General features: G+C 59.0%; 17 protein-coding genes and 1 pseudogene. 17 read left to right on the top strand and 1 reads right to left on the bottom strand.

Translation table 11 applies throughout. The annotated features are described in order from the left end of the window. From I5L79_RS17805 to I5L79_RS17725, 17 genes and pseudogenes are all read left to right on the top strand, one after another. Positions 1-204, top strand: a pseudogene (locus I5L79_RS17805) (NrfD/PsrC family molybdoenzyme membrane anchor subunit); the annotation flags it as partial. Further along, entirely contained in the window at positions 197-721 is a 525-nt protein-coding gene (locus I5L79_RS17800) for a DUF3341 domain-containing protein (protein ID WP_196956417.1), read from the top strand. The pseudogene I5L79_RS17805 and the gene I5L79_RS17800, both read left to right, overlap by 8 nt. Continuing rightward, a complete protein-coding gene (locus tag I5L79_RS17795) occupies positions 721-1470 on the top strand; it encodes a c-type cytochrome (protein WP_196956416.1) in 750 nt (249 codons plus the stop codon). The genes I5L79_RS17800 and I5L79_RS17795 overlap by 1 nt, the downstream gene beginning before the upstream one ends. Positions 1471-1473: 3 nt before the next feature. Beyond that, positions 1474-2796 carry a quinol:cytochrome C oxidoreductase gene (locus I5L79_RS17790; RefSeq protein WP_231403189.1) on the top strand — a complete coding sequence of 441 codons (1323 nt, stop codon included), beginning with the start codon at positions 1474-1476 and terminating at the stop codon, positions 2794-2796. A gap of 79 nt (positions 2797-2875) precedes the next feature. Further along, positions 2876-3943 carry a cytochrome c oxidase subunit II gene (locus tag I5L79_RS17785; RefSeq protein ID WP_196956415.1) on the top strand — a complete coding sequence of 356 codons (1068 nt, stop codon included), beginning with the start codon at positions 2876-2878 and terminating at the stop codon, positions 3941-3943. A 23-nt stretch (positions 3944-3966) separates the two neighbouring features. Beyond that, positions 3967-5835, top strand: coding sequence for a cytochrome c oxidase subunit I (locus I5L79_RS17780; RefSeq protein WP_231403188.1), 1869 nt, complete (start codon positions 3967-3969; stop codon positions 5833-5835). 157 nt (positions 5836-5992) lie between these two features. Beyond that, the gene (locus I5L79_RS17775; RefSeq protein ID WP_196956414.1) at positions 5993-7069 is read left to right on the top strand and encodes a COX15/CtaA family protein; all 1077 of its coding nucleotides are present in this window, start codon (positions 5993-5995) and stop codon (positions 7067-7069) included. A 54-nt stretch (positions 7070-7123) separates the two neighbouring features. Continuing rightward, the gene (gene cyoE / locus I5L79_RS17770; protein ID WP_196956413.1) at positions 7124-7975 is read left to right on the top strand and encodes a heme o synthase; all 852 of its coding nucleotides are present in this window, start codon (positions 7124-7126) and stop codon (positions 7973-7975) included. A gap of 100 nt (positions 7976-8075) precedes the next feature. Beyond that, the gene (locus I5L79_RS17765) at positions 8076-8663 is read left to right on the top strand and encodes a cytochrome c oxidase subunit 3 (RefSeq protein ID WP_196956412.1); all 588 of its coding nucleotides are present in this window, start codon (positions 8076-8078) and stop codon (positions 8661-8663) included. A gap of 25 nt (positions 8664-8688) precedes the next feature. Continuing rightward, positions 8689-9459 carry a cytochrome c oxidase subunit 3 gene (locus I5L79_RS17760; RefSeq protein ID WP_196956411.1) on the top strand — a complete coding sequence of 257 codons (771 nt, stop codon included), beginning with the start codon at positions 8689-8691 and terminating at the stop codon, positions 9457-9459. Positions 9460-9572: 113 nt separating this feature from the next. Continuing rightward, positions 9573-9908 (top strand): cytochrome C oxidase subunit IV family protein, encoded by a 336-nt coding sequence (locus I5L79_RS17755; protein WP_196956410.1) that lies wholly within the window; start codon positions 9573-9575, stop codon positions 9906-9908. 4 nt (positions 9909-9912) lie between these two features. Beyond that, positions 9913-10587 carry an SCO family protein gene (locus I5L79_RS17750; RefSeq protein ID WP_196956409.1) on the top strand — a complete coding sequence of 225 codons (675 nt, stop codon included), beginning with the start codon at positions 9913-9915 and terminating at the stop codon, positions 10585-10587. Next, on the top strand, positions 10562-11116 hold the full coding sequence (locus tag I5L79_RS17745; RefSeq protein WP_196956408.1) for a DUF420 domain-containing protein: 555 nt from the start codon (positions 10562-10564) through the stop codon (positions 11114-11116). Before I5L79_RS17750 ends, I5L79_RS17745 begins: the two co-directional genes overlap by 26 nt. A 118-nt stretch (positions 11117-11234) precedes the next feature. Next, entirely contained in the window at positions 11235-11492 is a 258-nt protein-coding gene (locus tag I5L79_RS17740; protein WP_196956429.1) for a hypothetical protein, read from the top strand. A 4-nt stretch (positions 11493-11496) separates the two neighbouring features. Beyond that, positions 11497-11898: a DUF983 domain-containing protein gene (locus I5L79_RS17735; RefSeq protein ID WP_231403187.1), complete on the top strand. Its 402-nt coding sequence runs from the start codon at positions 11497-11499 to the stop codon at positions 11896-11898. 194 nt (positions 11899-12092) lie between these two features. Then, a complete protein-coding gene (locus I5L79_RS17730; RefSeq protein WP_196956407.1) occupies positions 12093-15104 on the top strand; it encodes a methyl-accepting chemotaxis protein in 3012 nt (1003 codons plus the stop codon). A 39-nt stretch (positions 15105-15143) separates the two neighbouring features. Beyond that, positions 15144-15800 carry a sensor histidine kinase gene (locus tag I5L79_RS17725; RefSeq protein WP_196956406.1) on the top strand — a complete coding sequence of 219 codons (657 nt, stop codon included), beginning with the start codon at positions 15144-15146 and terminating at the stop codon, positions 15798-15800. Between the two features lie 92 nt (positions 15801-15892). Here I5L79_RS17725 and I5L79_RS17720 read toward each other — a convergent pair whose 3' ends face one another. After that, complete coding sequence (locus tag I5L79_RS17720) at positions 15893-17803, bottom strand: WG repeat-containing protein (RefSeq protein ID WP_196956405.1); 1911 nt, start codon at positions 17801-17803, stop codon at positions 15893-15895. Between the last annotated feature and the right edge of the window lie 16 nt (positions 17804-17819).

Genomic DNA, 17819 nt, shown 5'->3' with positions numbered 1-17819 from the left:
ACGCTGGGCCTGTTCTTCACCTTGTTCCTGCTGTTTGCCAAGTTCTTCCCCGTCATCAACATGGCCGAGGTGAAGTCGGTACTCAAGTACACCGTGGACAATGGCCCCACATACACCGGCCATGACCCGCACCACGCAGTTCATCAACCTGCCACCCACGGGGTTCCGGCTTCGGCTCCTGTAAACTACGATAAGCATGACTAAGCGCTTCGCCCTCGGCATCTTCGACGACGAAGACGTGCTGCTGCACGCCGTTGAAAACGTCCGCGGAGCGGGCGTGAAAATCTACGAGGTATTTACCCCGTTCCCCATTCACGGCATCGACGATGTCCTCGGCATCGAACGTTCCCGCCTGCCTATTGCGGCCTTCTTCTATGGCCTCACGGGTTTGTGCTTTGCCCTATGGCTGCAGATCTACACGCTGGGCTTCGACTGGCCGATGATTATCGGTGGTAAACCGCACATTGCGCTACCAGCCTTTATCCCGGTTTCCTTCGAATTGACGGTATTCTTCTGCTGCCACGGCATGGTCATTACCTTCTATGCCATCAGCAAGCTGTATCCGCGCTGGAAAACTCCGGTGCTCGATGTGCGCTCTACCGATGACAAGTTTGTAGTTGCTATTGAGCTGAAGGAAGGCGTGGATCTGGGCAAAGTAACCCAACTGCTGCGCGCCAATGGTGCTTCGGAGGTGAATGAAAAAGAAATGTCCAAGTTCTAATGACGCATTCGCTGAAACTAAGTCTGCAAGCGTCGGCCGTTCTGCTGGCATCGGTGTTCACCACTGCCTGCAACCGCCCCGACGACCCCGGCATTGAGTATGCTCCGGAGATGTACGAATCCATTCCGTATGACCCGCTGCGCCAAGTGAATGCCAACGGGGTGAACCCCATGGGTATCAATGAGCGCACTCCGGTGGTGGGCACGGTACCCCGTGGCAAAGCCAACTACTACAACCATATTGGTAAGGAAGATGTAGCTACCGCCGAAAAGGTGCTGCGTAATCCGTTTGCTTATTCCAAAGAGAACCTGGAAGAAGGCAAAGCGCTGTATCTGCGCAACTGCCAGCACTGCCACGGTGAGCAGGGCGACGGCCAGGGTGAAGTAGGCAAGAAGTTCAAGGGGGTACCCAACTACTCGGCGGGTGCTTATAAAACCATGAACGATGGCCACATCTACCACGTGATTCAGTGGGGCAAAGGCCGCATGATGCCGCACGGCTCGCAGGTAAACCCCGAGGAGCGCTGGAAGATTGCCATGTATGTGCGGGCACTGCAGCTGGGCAAAGGCCCGGATGGAGTAACGGATTTGCTGGCTTCTCGCGGCGCTTCAACGGCTGGCGTAGCCGTAGCTGACTCGTCGCAAACCCGCGACCAGCAGCAGGCTCCGGTACAGGAGGCACAGGCGAACAAGGCTTCGGAAACTCCGGGCCAGGGTGGAGACAAAGCACGTAACGGCACGGCAAACTAATCTATGGCAACTCTGACGCATCACGACGCCGTGACGGCCGAATACCTGGAGGTTTCGTCGGGCACGCGCAAAACGTTTATTTGGATCATCATTGCCGGGGTGCTGGTACTGGCAGCCGGCCTGCTGATTGCCGCCTTCAACATCGGTGGGCACCATGAAGCAGCTGGCGCCGCGCACGGTGCGGCTGCGGCCCACGGTGGTGCTGCCGAACACCACGGCAGCCCCATCTGGCTGAAGCGCCTCATCATGAGCCTGTGGCACAGCAACGTGTTCTTCCTCGGCGTATCGGTGGTCGGCACTGTGTTCTTGGCAATCCAGTCGGTAGCCTATGCAGGCTGGTCGGTGCTGCTGCGCCGGATTATGGAAGCCCTGGGCGCCTTTGTATTGCCCGGCGGTATTCTGCTGTTTTTGATCTTTGGTCTGGGTCTGATCAACCACGACATCTTCCATTGGACGATGCCGGGCATCATGGACCCCAAGTCGGCTAACTTCGATGAAATCATCTACGGTAAATCAGGCTTCCTGAACATTCCGTTCTACCTGATTCGCACGGCTGTATACGTAGGTATCTGGGCCTTCTTTACCCATAAGCTGCGCCAGCTTTCGCTGGAAGAAGATCTGAACGGAGGCACGGAATACTTCCACCGCCACATCAACATTTCGGCGCTGTTCCTAGTGCTGTTTGCCGTAACCTCGTCAATGTCGGCTTGGGACTGGATTATGTCAGTCGACGTGCACTGGTTCTCCACGATGTTCGGCTGGTACGTATTCGCCTCGTGGTGGGTATCAGGCATTGCGGCCATCACGCTTTGCACTATCCTGCTGAAGCAGGCCGGCTACCTGCGCTGGGTGCAGGCCAGCCACCTCCACGACCTGGGCAAGTTCATGTTCGGCTTCAGCATTTTCTGGACCTACGTATGGTTCTCGCAGTTCATGCTGATCTGGTATGCTAACCTACCTGAAGAATCCATCTACTTCAATCAGCGTCTTGGCGGCTTCGGTGGCCAGTACACTTGGCTGTTCTTCTTCAACTTGGTTATCAACTTCGTCTTCCCCTTCCTAGTGCTGATGACGCGGGATGCCAAGCGTCAGATGATCATGATGAAAATCGTGAGCATTGCTATCCTGGTAGGCCACTGGTCGGACTTCTACCTGATGCTGATGCCCTCGACGATGCAGGAAAACAACGGGTACCTTATTGAAATCGGCGTTGCACTAGTATTCCTGGGCGCATTCCTGATTTTGATGACCAAGCGGCTGTCTCAGGCCCCGTTGGTTCCGGTGAACCACCCCTTCCTCGACGAAAGTCTTCACCACACCACCTAATCATGGCTAGTAAAGGGAAAGGCCGGAACCTATTTTCCGGGCCACCCCTTACTATCTACAAGCTTTAACTTTCATCACAATGACAGTTCTTGGTATTCTTCTGGTGTTGGTGTTGCTGCTGGTCGTATTTGGCCTGCTGTTCCGCCTCCAGATTCTCACCTCTATCTTCTCGGGGAGCTTCGTGCGCGAAATTGGCATGAGCAACCGCGTGAATGGCATTCTGATGCTGGCCTTCCTGTTGCTGGGCGGCGCGGCTTTCGCGTGGTCTTTCATCGAAAACTACAGCAAGATGAATCCGCCGATTGCCTCCGTACACGGCCACGCTACGGAACGCATGTTCTGGACCACGATGATCATCATCGGTATCGTGTTCGTGATTACGCAGGTTGCCCTGTTTGTGTACTCTTATAAGTACCAGCACCAGGATGGCCGCCGCGCCTTCTTCTTTCCCCACAACAACAAGATCGAAGTTATCTGGACGGTTATTCCGGCCATCGTAATGGCCGGTCTGGTGTTTGCGGGCTGGAAGGAGTGGAGCCGTATCACCGGTCCCGCCCCGAAAGATGCCGTAGTGCTCGAAGTAATGGGCAAGCAGTTCAACTGGCTGGTGCGCTACCCCGGCCGCGACCAGACGCTGGGCGTAGTTAACTACCGCCTGATTGACGCTACCAATGAGTTTGGCTTTGACCTGAGCGACCAGAAAGGCCTCGACGACTTCGTTGCCGGTGAAATTCACGTGCCGAAAGGCCACCCGGTGCTGCTGAAAATCCGCTCCCGTGACGTGCTGCACGCCGTGTATATGCCGCACTTCCGGGTGCAGATGTATGCCGTGCCCGGCATGCCTACCAAATTCTGGTTTACGCCTACCAAAACCACGGATGAGATGCGCGCCCAGATTGGTAACCCCAACTTCAACTACGAGCTGGCCTGCAACCAGATCTGCGGTCGGGGGCACTTCGCCATGAAGCTGGCCATCATCGTGGATGAGCCGGACGACTATCAAGCCTGGTACGCCAAGCAGCAGTCGTTCTCTTCGCAGAACCCCGATGTGCTGGCTACTTTCAAACAAAAGGCCGCACCGCTTGGTAGTGCTGAAACTACGCCGGCCGCTGCCGCTGTTGTTCCTGCTGCCAAGGCTTCGCTGTAACCCTCTTAACCGCCCGCATTTCTATGGCTGCTAATCTTCCTACTCATTCGAACGTGCAAGGGGGCATCGGGGCAACCGAGCCCGGCCTCGAGCACGACGAGCACCTGCACCATGATGAGCACCACGAGCATCATGAGCAGAACTTTCTGGAGAAATACGTTTTCAGCACCGACCACAAGGTTATTGCCAAGCAGTTCCTGATTACGGGTATCTTCTGGGCTATTCTGGGTGGTACGCTGTCGAGCTTGTTCCGCCTGCAGCTGGGCTGGCCCGAGGCTACCTTCGAGTGGCTTTCCCCCTTCCTGGGCAAGTGGATTGAGGCCGGCAAGCTGAACCCCGAGTTCTACCTAGCGCTGGTGACGATGCACGGCACCATCATGGTGTTCTTCGTGCTCACGGCTGGCTTGTCGGGTACGTTTTCCAACTTCCTGATTCCACTGCAGATTGGTGCCCGCGACATGGCTTCGGGCTTTATGAACATGCTTTCCTACTGGTTCTTCTTTCTCTCCAGTGTGATTATGTTCGTGTCGCTGTTTATCGAAACCGGCCCGGCCGCTGCCGGCTGGACAATTTACCCGCCGCTGTCGGCGCTGCCCCAGGCCATTCCTGGCTCGGGCATGGGCCAGACGCTGTGGCTGGTATCGATGGCGCTGTTCATCGTGTCGCAGTTGCTGGGTGGCGTAAATTACATCACCACGGTTATCAACCTGCGCACCCGCGGCATGAGCATGAGCAAGCTGCCGCTCACTATCTGGTCGTTTTTCCTGACGGCTATTCTGGGCTTGCTCTCGTTCCCGGTGCTGTTCTCGGCCGCGCTGCTGCTGATCTTTGACCGTTCGTTTGGTACCTCCTTCTTCCTGTCGGACATCTACATTGCCGGGCAGGCACTGCACAACGTGGGCGGTTCACCGGTTCTGTTCCAGCACTTGTTCTGGTTCCTGGGTCACCCCGAGGTATACATCGTGATTATGCCCGCTATGGGTATGGTGTCGGAAATTCTGGCGACCAACGCCCGTAAGCCCATCTTCGGCTACCGCGCTATGATTGGCTCCCTGCTTGGTATTTCGCTGCTGTCGTTTATTGTGTGGGCTCACCACATGTTCGTGACGGGCATGAACCCCTTCTTGGGCTCGGTCTTCATGTTCCTGACGCTCATCATTGCGGTGCCTTCGGCGGTGAAGACCTTCAACTGGCTGGCTACGCTGTGGCGCGGTAACATCCGCTTCACTACCGCCATGCTGTTCTCCATTGGCTTCGTGTCGCTGTTCATTTCGGGTGGTCTGACGGGTATCATTCTCGGCAACGCCGCGCTGGATATTCAGATGCACAACACGTACTTCGTGGTGGCTCACTTCCACCTGGTAATGGGTTCGTCGGCCTTCTTCGGCCTGTGGGCCGGGGTGTACCACTGGTTCCCGAAGATGTTTGGCCGTCATATGGACGAGAAGCTGGGCTACGTACACTTCTGGCTGACGTTCATCGGGGTATACCTGGTGTTCCTGCCGATGCACTACGTGGGCATTGCCGGCTTCCCCCGCCGCTACTATGCCTGGACCGGCTTCGACATGTTCTCGCAGTTTGCTGACCTGAACAAGTTTATTTCGCTGGCCGCTATTCTGGCTTTCTTCGCGCAGTTCATCTTCATTTTCAACTTCTTCTACAGCATTTTCCGCGGCCGCAAGTCTTCCCAGAACCCCTGGAACTCGACTACGCTGGAGTGGACGGCGCCCATCGAGCCCGGCCACGGCAACTGGCCCGGCGAAATTCCCGCCGTGTACCGCTGGCCCTACGATTACAGCAAGCCCGGCGCAGTGGAAGATTTCATTCCGCAGAACGTGCCCTTCTCGAAGACGCAGTCCTCGAACCTGCCCTACGAGCGGGACATGGAATAGCCGCTGGCTTCTACTAACCCGAAACGGGCCGCTGTATCTACGGCGGCCCGTTTTCTTTCCGTCATTTTGTAGCACCTGCTCAGACATGTGCAAACTCCCGGAAACAAGCCTTGTTTCTATACGATAAGGGCACCAACCGTGCATGCTCCCAGCTTCTATGCAAACTCCTGCTTTTGTGCGCCGCTTCCGGTTTTTCGGTATTCTGACAGTGGTAAGCGTGTACCTCTTGATTCTGGTAGGCGGCGTTGTGCGCAGCACCGGCTCCGGCATGGGCTGTCCCGACTGGCCCAAATGCTTTGGCTCCTGGGTGCCGCCCACTCACATAAGCCAGCTGCCCGCCAACTACAAAGAAGTGTATACAGCCCAGCGGGTGGCTAAAAACCAGAAGCTGGCCCGCACGCTGGAGCGGTTGGGCTTCGAGCAGGTAGCCGGTGACATCTTTGCGCACCCCACCCAGTACATCGAAACCGACTTCAACCCCACCAAAACCTGGATTGAGTACGTGAACCGCTTGCTGGGGGCGCTGATTGGGGTGTTCATCTTCGTGACGGTACTGCTGGCGCTGCCCTACTGGCGCCGCGACCGGGCCGTATTCTGGCTGGCTTTCGGCAGCTTCGTGCTCACGGGCTTTCAAGGCTGGCTGGGGTCGTTGGTGGTATCTACCAATCTGCTGCCTATCATGGTGACGATACACATGGGGCTGGCGCTGGTGATTGTGGCTATGCTGCTGTATGCCGTGGACCGGTCGCAGCTGCGGCGGGAGGGCATACCAGCAACCACGGTGGCGGGCCTGGGTTGGGGCTTGTGGCTGGCGGCTCTGGCCACGTTTGGGCAGATTGTGCTGGGCACGCAGGTGCGTGAGGAAGTGGACATGGTGGCGGCCGCCGCGCAGTATCTTGGCCGCGCCGAGTGGATAGAGCAGTTGGGCCTCACGTTCCGGGTTCATCGCACGTTCTCGGCCGTGCTGCTGGTGCTCAACCTGTACCTGGCGTATCGGCTGTACGTGAGCTCGACGGGCAGGCTGCGGCCGCTGGTGGTGGCAGTAGTGGCCGCAGTGGGGCTGGAAATCGTGGCAGGAATTACCCTGGCTTACTGGGCACTGCCCGCCGCCGTGCAGCCGGTGCACCTTACGCTGGCTACGGTGCTGTTTGGGCTGCAGTTCCTGGTGGTGCTGGCTTACCATCGGGCTACTAAGTTGCAACGGCAAGAAGCTAGTCCGGGCGTTGTTGCGTAACTTTGCGGCCCCGTTCGGGAAGCATTTGCCCCCGACGCGTTGTTATCCTCTCGCATGAGTAAAGCCCGGGCGTATTTTCAGCTCCTTAAGTTTCGGTTGTCGCTGACGGTAGCGTTTTCCAGCGCCGTCGGTTACCTGTTGGGCGCCAAGGAGCTGGACTGGAGCCGAGCACTGCTGGTGATGCTAGGCGGCCTGGCCGTGACGGGCGCTGCCAATACCATCAACCAGATTTTCGAGAAGGACCTCGACAAGCTGATGAAACGCACGGCCCAGCGCCCGTTGCCGCTGGGGATACTGTCCAGCGCCGAGGCGTGGGCATTTGTGCTGCTGCTGGGCGGATTGGGGCTGGGGCTGCTGGCTTACTTTTTCAACCCGCTGGCGGCGGCTCTGTCGTTGATTTCCCTGATTCTGTACGGCTTCATCTACACCCCGCTCAAGACCATTTCGCCCATTTGCGTGGCCGTGGGCGCTATTCCGGGCGGGATGCCTCCGCTTATTGGCTGGGTGGCCGCTACCGGATTTTTAGGAGTAGAGGGCTGGGTGCTGTTCGGTATCCAGTTTATGTGGCAGTTTCCGCACTTCTGGGCTATAGCCTGGGTGCTCGACGACGACTACAAAAAGGCCGGCTTCAAGATGCTGCCCACGCCCGGGGGCAAAGACATGCGCACGGCCATCCAGATCATGACTTATACGCTGGTGCTCATTCCGCTGAGCCTGCTGCCGCTGTACTTCGGCATGACAGGCACCACGTACGCTATGGTAGCCGCCGTCTGCGGGGTGCTGTTCCTGATGCAAACCTTCTACCTCATGCGCACCTGCACCAAAAAAGCGGCTATGCGCATCATGTTTGGCTCCTTCCTGTATCTGCCCATCGTGCAGATTGCCCTTGTGCTCGACAAAGTGTAATTAACTGGGTGAATAGCTGAATTGCTGAGTGGTTACTTGTTGTTATCTGAAACGACAAGCCTAGAGCAAGGCATCAAATCAACCCTCAAAAGTCAATCCTATGCATCCTGCCGAAACCCTGACCAACAAAGAGCCCGGAACCGGTCTGCACCCGGCCCGGTTGGTTCTGTGGCTGATGATTATCAGCATCTTCATGATTTTTGCCGCTTACACCAGCGCCTACATTGTGCGCCGGGAAGAAGGCAACTGGCTGGAGTTTGAGCTGCCCGCCAGCATGCTCATCAATACTGTGCTGATTCTGCTGAGCAGTGCCACGGTACAGTGGGCCTACTTTGCTGCCCGCAAGGATGAACTCAACCAGGTGAAGCTTGGCCTGGGGCTGACGCTGCTGCTGGGCGCGGCTTTCCTGGTAGGGCAGTGGCAGGTGTGGGCCGAGCTGGTGCGTAACAAGATTCACTTTGGCGGCGTTGATGCTAATCCATCGGGTTCGTTTCTGTACGTGCTGATGGGTGTGCACGCTTTTCACCTGGTTACGGGGCTGATTTTTCTGCTGAAAGTGTTGCGCAAAAGCTTTAACTATCAGGTGCATTCGCGCCAGATGCTGTCCATTGGCAACGTCACAATCTACTGGCACTTCCTCGGGGGGCTTTGGTTGTACCTGTATTTGTTCCTACTTTTGAACCACTAGTTTTTCGACCTTCTTTACCTGCACTATGGCCATTTCACAAGCGGCAACGCAGCACGCTGCCACTCTCGACACGCCCCGCAGCGGACCTTGGGACGGCGGCAATGAACCTTTCAAGGCGAGCTACGGCAAGCTGATGATGTGGTTCTTCCTGTTGTCGGACGCCTTCACCTTCGCCGCCTTCCTCACCACCTACGGCCTGATCCGTCACCGCCACGCGGCGTTTGATGCGGCCTCCGGCAAAGCGTTTGAGTTTTCCTCGGCCTACTGGCCCGTGCCCGACAAGGTGTTCAACTCCTTTCCCGGTTTGCACGGTATGGACTTACCGCTGGCTTTCGTGGCTTTGATGACGATGATTCTCATCTTCTCATCGGTGACGATGGTACTTGCCGTAGAAGCCGGCCACCGCATGGACAAGAAGGATGTGCAGAAGTGGCTGCTGTGGACGATTCTGTTCGGTGCTACCTTCCTGGCCTCGCAGGCCTGGGAGTGGACTCACTTTATCACGGGCACCGACGAAGGCACGCGTATGGCGGATGGCACTATCTTCCACGGCGCCAACCTGACCATGAACCAGTACGGCCCGGTGCTGTTCGCCGACCTGTTTTTCTTTATTACCGGTTTCCACGGTATGCACGTATTCTCGGGCGTCTGCTTCCTGGTGTGGATCTTCATTGCTACCACCAACGGCACTTTCGAGAAGCGCGGCCACTACGAGATGGTGGAAAAGATTGGCCTCTACTGGCACTTTGTAGATCTGGTGTGGGTATTCGTCTTCACCTTCTTCTACCTCGTTTAGCAGGCAATTAAGAAGTATGAATAGGAATTAAGAATTGCCGGTCTATCCGGTTGCGTCTTAGTTTCTGATCATCAATTCTTAATTCTTAATTCTTAATTCTTAATTCTCGACCAATGGCTCATCACGTAGGCCTCGACCCGCAGAATCCTGCCGAAATTGCCAAGCCAAACACCGGCTGGATCTGGAAAACGTTCTTCGTTCTGGTCGGCATCACGGCCCTGGAATTCGTGTTTGTGTTCTTCATGAACGCTGGCACGCTCCGCAATTCCATCTTTATCATCCTCACGATCTTCAAGGCGTTCTTCATCGTGGCGGAGTTCATGCACCTTAAGCATGAAACCAAAGGCCTGATCTGGACGATTCTGGTGCCCATGGCCCTGCTCGTGTGGCTGCTGGTGGCTTTGATTACGGAAGGCTCGTACATCAACGAGGCCGTTTTCAACCGCTAACCGCATGCGGCCCAAACAAACGCTCTTGTTGGGCCTGATGCTGCTGGTGCCGGTGCTGGCGTTTCTGTTTCTGAAAACGTTCGGAACCAACCGTTACGCGCTGCCAACTTACCTGCCCGACCGCGTCGACTCGACGCAGGTAGGGGGGAAGTGGCAGCGCGATACTGTTTTTCACCGGATCCAACTGCCGCCGGTGCAGTCGCAGTCGGGCCGCGCCATTTCCGGCCGGGATCTGGCCGATGGTCTGTACGTGGCCAATTTCTTTTACACCACCTGCCCCGGCGCCTGTCCGCAGGTGAGCAGCCAGCTGCAGCGCGTACAGGAGAAGTTTCGCCGCGAGCCGCGCCTGCGCCTGGTTTCCTTCACCCTCGATCCTGCCCATGATACGCCGGCTGAGCTGGAGCGCTACGCCGAGCAGTACGGCGCCATTGCGGGGAAGTGGCTTTTTCTGACCGGTGACAAAAGTGCGCTGTACCGGTTAGCTACGGATGAGTTTCGCTTGCCACCGCCTCAGGGCGTGCCGCCGGGGCTGGAGCACAGCCAGCAACTGTTGCTGGTAGACCGTGCCGGCCATCTGCGGGGCCGCTACGATGGCACCAGCGCCAAGGAAATTGAGCGGCTCATCACCGAAATTGGCGTAATGCTTTACTCGTATGACCTCGAACAACCCGGCCGTTAATCCCGGCAACTTCACCAAGTATAAAATCCTTCTGGGGGCGCTGGCGGGCATTATTCCGCTGGCCGTGGCCGTGCTCTACTTCTTTCCCGGCGCCTTTCAGGTTTCGGGACTGAACGTAAAGGCGCTTCCAGAGGTAAACGCCTGGCTTAACTCACTTACAGCGCTGTTCCTCGTGGCCGGTTACTACTTCATTCGGCGTAAGGAGGTAGCCCGTCACCGGCTGATGATGGGTTTGGCCTTTCTGCTGGGCTCGTTGTTTCTGGTGTCGTACGTGGCCTACCACTCGCAGGTACCATCCACTAAGTTTGGCGGTGAGGGGTTGATTCGTGGAGTGTATTACTTTATCCTGCTCACCCACATTGTGCTGGCGGCCGTGACGGTGGGGCTCGTGCTGTTTACCCTGTATTTCGCCCTCACGGAGCAGTTTCAGAAGCACCGCCGCATTGCCCGCTGGACGTTTCCTGTCTGGCTGTACGTATCGGTGACGGGCGTCATCGTATACCTGATGATTTCGCCCTATTACCAGTAGGAGCGTTGCCTGTTGTCAGTTGCGTGTTGATAGTTTTTCGTAGCCAGTAGCTGAAGCGTTAAACTCTTACTTATTGAAAACAGGAAACTTTCCCCGGCAGCGGGTGTTGGCTAAGAAGATGAAAAAGCTAGTTGTTTTTACCCTGTGGCTGCTATTGTTCACCACCCTGCGGAGCGTGGCCCCAACGGCCGCGCAGGCTCAGTGCACCATGTGCAAAACGCAGGTAGAAGCCTCCCGCTCCGATAAGGACGGCTACGACACCTCCGGCCTCAACAAAGGCATTCTGTACCTGATGACGATTCCGTACCTGCTGATCGGCACGGTGGGCTTCTGGTGGTACCGGAACAACAAAAAGAAGAAGCTGGCTCAGCGCTAATCTGATGCCGCACCATCCGTCGACTGCCCTGGCACTTCTGGCGCTCCGGTGCCCGCGCTGCCACACCGGGCCGTTGTTTCGGTATCCGGCCTACCAGCTGCGTAGGTTCGATGCTATGTATGAGGCCTGCCCCGTGTGCACGCAGCACTACGAGCCGGAAGTAGGTTTCTACTGGGGGGCCATGTACATCAGCTACGGCTTGTCGGTGGGCATTGTGGTGCTGGTAGGCCTTACGCTCTACTACCTGGCCGGCGACCCGCCCGTGTGGGTGTACATTACCAGCGTGGCTTTCGCGGTGATACTGCTCACACCGCTGCTGTTTCGCTACGCCCGGGCCCTGATGCTGTACTGGTTTGGCTCCATCGACTACGACCAGACAAAGGTCCCGCTGACATCCCGCAAATAGGAAATGCCGCCATTTGGCGGCATTTTTGTTGGTGCCCGCATCTGTTCAGATTGGGCTGCGTGGCTTACTGCAAGCACTCAGTGCCCAGACGGGCATGCGCTGGCCGCCACCTGAGCCTATTGCCGCGGCCGTAAGCCTGAAAGCTAACGGCCAGTAGCCTAATAGCTTTTAGCTCATAATAGCTTCCTCCGCCCTTGTCGTCCTCGCGCTTTTCTCCCTGGTTTCTGCTGTTGCTGGCCGCTCTGTGCTTTGTAGGGGCTTACCTGAGCAACCACTACAGGCTGGCCACTAGCGTGCTGATGCGGACTGAGGCCCGACAAATCCAGGCCCTGGTACGACAGGCTGAGCGCACGGCCGGAGAGGAAGCCGACGAGCTGGCCGCAGATATACAGCGCGGCGAGGTGAGCTTCGAACGGCTGCTGCAGGGTGCTACGTACCCCACCTTCGTGTTCCGCGACCTGCGCCTGCTGTATTGGTCGGACCACACCATGCGGCCGGAAATGGAAAACGCCGCGCAGCCGTTCCGGGAAAAGCTGGTGGATATGAAGTTCGGCCGTTTCCTGGCCCTGCGCCGGCAGGCTGGCCCCTACGTGATTCTGACGTATGTGCCGCTGGAAAAAAACTATGGCATCAGCAACCGCTACCTGCGCGAGGGCGCCACGCAGGCCTTGTTCCGGGGCCTGAACCTGCGCGTAGTCCCGAACGACGTGAGCGGCCGGTTGCCCCGGCTGTATTCGGCCAAAGGCGCCTACCTGTTTTCCCTGGAAAGCGTGCAGGCCAACCCTACCACGGGCAAGTACGTGCCGGCCGCCCTGCTGCTGCTGGGTATTATTCTGTACCTGGCAGGCTGGCTGCTGCTGGCCCGGCGCCTGTTTGCGGCGCGGCGGCCCCTACGCGGCGCAGCAGCCGTGCTGCTCCCGCTGGTGGCCCTGCGGGCGGTGCTGCTGTACTGGGGGCTGCCGTTTTCCTTTATCGAACTGCCCCTGTTCGACCCGCGCGTGTACGCTGCCTCTGCTATTTCTCCTTCCCTGGGCGACCTGATCCTCAACGCGCTGGTGATGGTAGTGGTGGCGGTGTACGGGCTGCGGCTGTTTCGGCGGTACGGGGTGCTGCGGCGAATTGGGCAGCTGCAGCGCGACCCTGCGCGCGTGGCCCTGGGTACCGTGGCGGTACTCTCGTTCTACGGGCTGCTTATCACGCTGTACCAGTTCTACGCCAGCACCTTCACCAACTCCCAGCTTAACCTCGATATAACCCAGAGCATCCAGGTGTCGACCTTCAAGCTGCTGCTGCTGCTGGCCATTGTGCTGCATACTGGGGGCTATCTGCTGGCCCTGTACCTGCTCACGCAGTGTTTCGTAGCTATTTTGCGGCCCGCTACCAAAAGCGTGGCCGTGCTGATGCTGGCGGGCAGTATGCTGGTGTTTCTGCCGCTGGGGCTGCTGCTAAGCCAGCCATATATCACGCTGCTGGGCCTCACGCTGGGCTTTTTCCTGATTTTGCGCTTAACCGGGCTGCGGCCGCTGGCGGCGGTGGTGCCCTACCAGCTTTACCTGCTTGTGTTTCTGATGGTGGCCTTGAGCGCGGCCATCGGCGGCCTGGCTTTGTACATGCACTTCAACCGGCAGTTGATTCAGAACAAGCAGAAGCTGGCCAGCAACCTGCTCGTCGACAATGACCTGCAGGGGGAGTTCCTGCTTACCGAGCGCACCCGCGAAATGGCCAACGACCCGTTCATTAAGGCGCGTATCACCGGCCCGTTCGGCAACCAGGACTTGGTGCGCCAGAAAATCGAGAAGTACTACCTGCGCGACTATTTCGACAAGTACGAAACCTCGGTGCGGTTTTTCGACGGAGCCGGGCTGCCCCTGGGCAGCTCCGCCTCTGAGGCGCTGCCCGCCGTGGAAAACCGCCTGTTGCGTAACGCCGTGCCCACCGACCAGCCCCGGCTGTTTCTGCTGCATGATGGAGCCACGTTCAGCACGCGCCGCTACGTCACGTTTGTACCCGTGCGGGCTCCCTCGGGTGCGCGGGCTACCATTGTGCTGGAGCTGGCTCTCAAAAAGCTCACCACCTACAGCCTGGTGCCGGAGCTGCTGGTGGATGAAAAGTTCTTTCAGCCGGGGCTTGGGCCGGAGCTCAGCTACGCGGGCTTCGAGCAGGACCGGCCCGTTTACAGTGAGGGGGACTTCGACTACGTGAACAACCTGAACCATCAGGCCCTGCACGACCCCCGGCTCTATACCACGGGCCTCTCATTGGCCGGCATGCACCACCTGGGCGTGCGCGGGCCGCAGGAGCGGGTGGTGGTGGTTACCACGCCACGCTACTCCTTCACGAGCTGGCTGGCCAATTTCTCCTTTCTGTTTTTGCTGCACACGTTTTTCTGGCTGCTGTGCGTAGTAGCCTACATGGTGCTGCGCGGCAAGTACCCGCGCATGCTGCGCACCAACTTCAGCACCAAGATTCAGCTGTTCCTGAACGTGGGCATCCTGATTCCGCTGCTGGTGGTGAGCGTGGCCACGGCCAGCCAGGTAACGGCCTCCTACAAGCGCGACCTGCTGCGTACCTACGAGCGGCGCGGCAAGGCCGTGCAGGATAACCTGCTGAAAAACACGGCGCTGCTAGCCGATTCTACCAACCGTACCCAGCTCACCGAAGCCGCCGCCAATGTAGCCAGCCTCACCGAAACCGACCTGAATCTCTACGACGGCCAGGGCCAGTTGCTGGTCAGCAGCCAGCCGCTCATTTTCGAAAGTGGCCTGCTGAGCCCTTTGATGAACCCGCAGGCGCTGAAAGCACTGGCCGAGCGCAGCCAGCCGCGCATTCTGCTTTCCGAAAGGGCGGGCACACTCTCGTTTAATGCCTTGTATTTGCCCTTGCGGGCAGTTACGGCGGCCGGCACCAGCGTGGTGGGCTACGTGGGCATTCCGTTTTTCGACTCGGAAAAGGAGCTGGACACCAAGCTTATCGAGCTGGTGGATACTATCCTGAACATCTTCACGGTGATGTTCATTTCGTTTTTGGCCCTCACGTTCCTGGCCTCGCGCTACCTGACGGCCCCGCTCAAGCTGCTCACCGAGAAGCTCAAGCACACTACCCTCACCGGTCAGAACGAAATGCTCACCTATGAGTCGTCGGATGAAATCGGGCTGCTGGTGCGCGAGTACAACACCATGCTGCGCAAGCTGGAAGAAAGCAAATAGGAGCTGGCAGCCCAGGAGAAAGAAGCGGCCTGGCGCGAAATGGCCCGGCAGGTAGCCCACGAAATCAAGAACCCGCTCACGCCCATGAAGCTGAGCCTGCAGTTTCTGCAGCGCGCCATCCACGACGGCCGCGCCGACCTTTCGGAGCTGATTGGCCGGGTGTCGCAGACGCTCATCACGCAGATTGATGTGCTCACGGACATTGCCACCTCGTTCAGCAACTTCACCAACCTGCCTGCCATGCGCCCCGAGCGGCTGGATGTAGCCGCCGTGCTGCGCCGCTGCGTGGGTTTGCACCAGGGCAACGGACAGGTACGCCTGCAGCTGCCACCCGAAGCCGAGGAAACCGGCTACACCGTGTACGCCGACGAAAGCCTGCTGGTGCGCACCTTCAACAACCTGCTCATCAACGCCCTGCAGGCCGTGCCTGAAGGTCGCCGACCGGAGGTGGAGGCCAGCATAGAGCTTGTAGGAACCAGTAAAGTGCGCATTGCCATCGAAGATAATGGCGCCGGCATTCCGGAAGAGGTGCAGGAGAAAATCTTCGTGCCCAACTTCACCACCAAGGAAAAAGGCTCCGGCATCGGGCTGGCTGTGGCCCGGCGTGGCATCGAAAGCGCGGGTGGCAGCATCTGGTTTGAAACCCGGGAAGGCACCGGCACCACGTTCTACATCGAGCTGCCGCTGGCGGGCTGATGGGTTTAACGCTAGCTTTTAGGGAAGCGGTTTACAACCAGAGCCTCCTGCGGTAAGCTTAAGCTTTACCAGTACTAGGCCTCTGCCACGGCCTACTTCACCTCATCCCCATCGGTGTCGATGGTGAAAGTGCGGCCCTGCTGCGTGACGCGGGCGCGGCCGTCGGTGAAGTCTGTGGCGGCGGTGTAGCGGCCGAAAGGCTCGGTTCCTTCGGTGGGGTCCTGCAGGTAATCGGGCGTGATGAAGGTGTAGCCGTCGGCCAGGCGCACGCGGGCCAGCCCGTTCCGGAAGGAGTACGCCTCACGGAAAATGACGGGCGGTTTGGCGGGGTCTTCTTCCTCAGGGCCGCTGATGTAGTACCAACCCCGGTGGTCGAGTACGGCGGCGTAGCCTTCGGCAAAGTCCAGCGCGTTGAAGTAGTACGTGTTGAATTCCTGCCCGTCCTTATCCAGAAACGTGTAGGCGTCGCCTATCCGCACGCGGGCGTAGCCCCCGGCGTAGGGGTTGAGGGCATCATAAGCGGGCTTCACCACTTCTTCGCCCTCCTCGTTCACCAGACCGAAGGCCCCGTCGGCTTCTACCACGGCGTGGCCTTCCTGGAACTCCGCCACTGAAGCGTAGCGGGCGGGCACCACGGGCTCATCACTGCCGTTGGTGAAGCCCCATTTGCCGTTTTCCTGGAATGGCCTCGGGGCGGAAGCGGAAACAGCCCGGCTCAGGCCCCAGCCACCAAGTCCCAGCACAGCCAGCGCCCCGGCCGCCATAGCCAGGCGTGGCAGCCGGCGCCGCCACTGCCGCAGCCGGGCAAAGCTCAAAGCTGCCGTAGCTGCCACCGATGTTGCTCGTCGCGGGGCCTCCGCCCCGGCTATGCTACCCGGGCGGGTAGCCTCAGTAGGGGTTGCCGGGCCTGGGGTAGCCAAAGAAGCTGAGGCAGCTACGGCCGCAGCCGGCTGCGTATTCAGCTGCTGAATCAGCTGGCTTAGCTGCGCGATTTTAGCGTCCAGCTCGGCATTGCGCGCCGCCGACTCGGCCCGGGAAGCCGCAATGGCTTCTTCCACCAACACTTTTTCACGACTCTCGGCAGCTAGCCGGGCCTGCAGGGCAGCAGCTTCGGCGGGGGCGTTTGGGGCCTGGGCGAGCTGGGCGCGCAGCTCGGTGATATGCTGCTCCCGCTCGGCCTCCCGGGCTTCCAGGGCGCGCATCTGCTGGTTCAAGTCGGCTTGCAGCTGGAGGCGAACCTGCTCCAGCTCCTGCTTTTCGGCGCTTCGGGCAGCTACGGAGTCGGCATCGTAGCCATAAGGGGCATCGTCGGGCACGTCGTGGGCCCCCAGCCACTGCCAGAGGCGGCGTAGCGGGCTGCCGCTGACGGACTCGGCGGCTGGGCTATGGTTGGCGGCCGAGCTGGGTTCGGCGGGCGCATCGTCCTCGGCCAGGTCGCGGGCCCACTGGGTGAGGTCGGCAGCAGTCAGGTCGATATCAGGGCGGGCCAGCTGGCGCAGGCGGCGTGGCAATTGAGCGGCGTCGGGCAGCAGGTGGAAGCCGCTGGTAGCGGGGCTGGAGGCAAGCTGCTCTTCTACCTCCGGCCCAAACGTGACCGGCCCATCGAACACGACCACTCCCGAAATAAACTGCAGGTTGGCTTGCTCAGAGCTTAGCTGGGGTGCCAGCCAGGCTGCCAGCGCCTCTTTCTGCCGCTGAAACTGCTCAAATGGGTTGTCGGTACCCCAGTCGCCCGGCAGGGGAGCATTGTCGAGCTTCCAGGTGCCGTAGCGAAGGGCCGGAATGTTGAGCTGGCCACCGCGCGGCACCAGCAGCAGCACCGTAATACTGTGCGGCCGCACCACCACTGCATCCAGAGCCGGGCCGCCCTCTTCCACGGCCAGGTTGCCCAGCAGGAGAGTAACGGGGCCGGTGTCGTCGGCACGGAGGGCTTCGCGCACGGCCGCGTAGTGGCGCTGCCGGGCGGCATCAGCGAAAGGCGTAATCAGAAACTCGTGCAACATGGAAATCAACTAAAGC

Origin of the sequence: Hymenobacter guriensis, from assembly GCF_015773195.1 — a bacterium.
In the GTDB taxonomy this organism is placed as follows: Bacteria; Bacteroidota; Bacteroidia; order Cytophagales; family Hymenobacteraceae; genus Hymenobacter; species Hymenobacter guriensis.
Note: the sequence above shows the minus strand (reverse complement) of the source record. Positions and strands in the feature narration are given on the sequence as shown.

What these genes read in the sequence shown, in the direction of transcription:
- I5L79_RS17775 (WP_196956414.1), top strand. Translation starts at nt 5,993, where the DNA reads ATGCAAACTCCTGCTTTTGTGCGCCGCTTCCGGTTTTTCGGTATTCTG.
- I5L79_RS17735 (WP_231403187.1), top strand. Translation starts at nt 11,497, where the DNA reads ATGCCGCACCATCCGTCGACTGCCCTGGCACTTCTGGCGCTCCGGTGC.
- I5L79_RS17765 (WP_196956412.1), top strand. Translation starts at nt 8,076, where the DNA reads ATGCATCCTGCCGAAACCCTGACCAACAAAGAGCCCGGAACCGGTCTG.
- cyoE (WP_196956413.1), top strand. Translation starts at nt 7,124, where the DNA reads ATGAGTAAAGCCCGGGCGTATTTTCAGCTCCTTAAGTTTCGGTTGTCG.
- I5L79_RS17760 (WP_196956411.1), top strand. Translation starts at nt 8,689, where the DNA reads ATGGCCATTTCACAAGCGGCAACGCAGCACGCTGCCACTCTCGACACG.
- I5L79_RS17725 (WP_196956406.1), top strand. Translation starts at nt 15,144, where the DNA reads ATGGCCCGGCAGGTAGCCCACGAAATCAAGAACCCGCTCACGCCCATG.
- I5L79_RS17785 (WP_196956415.1), top strand. Translation starts at nt 2,876, where the DNA reads ATGACAGTTCTTGGTATTCTTCTGGTGTTGGTGTTGCTGCTGGTCGTA.
- I5L79_RS17780 (WP_231403188.1), top strand. Translation starts at nt 3,967, where the DNA reads ATGGCTGCTAATCTTCCTACTCATTCGAACGTGCAAGGGGGCATCGGG.
- I5L79_RS17800 (WP_196956417.1), top strand. Translation starts at nt 197, where the DNA reads ATGACTAAGCGCTTCGCCCTCGGCATCTTCGACGACGAAGACGTGCTG.
- I5L79_RS17720 (WP_196956405.1), bottom strand. Translation starts at nt 17,803, where the DNA reads ATGTTGCACGAGTTTCTGATTACGCCTTTCGCTGATGCCGCCCGGCAG.
- I5L79_RS17755 (WP_196956410.1), top strand. Translation starts at nt 9,573, where the DNA reads ATGGCTCATCACGTAGGCCTCGACCCGCAGAATCCTGCCGAAATTGCC.
- I5L79_RS17795 (WP_196956416.1), top strand. Translation starts at nt 721, where the DNA reads ATGACGCATTCGCTGAAACTAAGTCTGCAAGCGTCGGCCGTTCTGCTG.
- I5L79_RS17790 (WP_231403189.1), top strand. Translation starts at nt 1,474, where the DNA reads ATGGCAACTCTGACGCATCACGACGCCGTGACGGCCGAATACCTGGAG.
- I5L79_RS17740 (WP_196956429.1), top strand. Translation starts at nt 11,235, where the DNA reads ATGAAAAAGCTAGTTGTTTTTACCCTGTGGCTGCTATTGTTCACCACC.
- I5L79_RS17745 (WP_196956408.1), top strand. Translation starts at nt 10,562, where the DNA reads ATGACCTCGAACAACCCGGCCGTTAATCCCGGCAACTTCACCAAGTAT.
- I5L79_RS17750 (WP_196956409.1), top strand. Translation starts at nt 9,913, where the DNA reads ATGCGGCCCAAACAAACGCTCTTGTTGGGCCTGATGCTGCTGGTGCCG.